Source organism: Staphylococcus sp. GDX8P80P, assembly GCF_017893095.1.
Taxonomy (GTDB): Bacteria; Bacillota; Bacilli; order Staphylococcales; family Staphylococcaceae; genus Staphylococcus; species Staphylococcus borealis.
Genome location: NZ_JAESMI010000168.1, coordinates 1 through 380, shown reverse-complemented (window position 1 = coordinate 380; position 380 = coordinate 1). Strand labels below are relative to the sequence as shown.

Below are 380 nucleotides of genomic sequence, written 5' to 3'. Positions count from 1 at the left end.
TTTTAACACTTTTAAATTCGTCCATCATTAAGTGTTCAGGTAAAGCATCAAAAGAAGACTGACCTACGTCGCTTGCCGCTTGATTAATCACTCTAGACACAGTCATTGATGATATTAAGCATGACTTAGCGATAGATTTTTGAGAGCGGCATTCTTGTGCTTTATTTAAAACTGCAAGTTTTGTTTTATTTGAAATAAAACAGTAATCATCGACAATATCAGATTTAGCCGTAAAATGACTATCGCATGTTTTACAATAAAATCTTTGTTTTTGAAGTTCTAAATAAGCGGGCATTTCCATGACTTTAAGTAGAGTAATAGTAGAAGTTTTCTTACCATTCTTCACAATGGAGAAATTTTCATTTTTAGCTAAACAATTT

The 380-nt window shown here is 31.6% G+C and carries 1 protein-coding gene; it reads right to left on the bottom strand.

Annotated elements, in window-relative coordinates:
- On the bottom strand, positions 1 to 380 hold a 380-nt coding region (locus tag KA858_RS11950), incomplete at both ends, for a transposase family protein (RefSeq protein WP_210135799.1).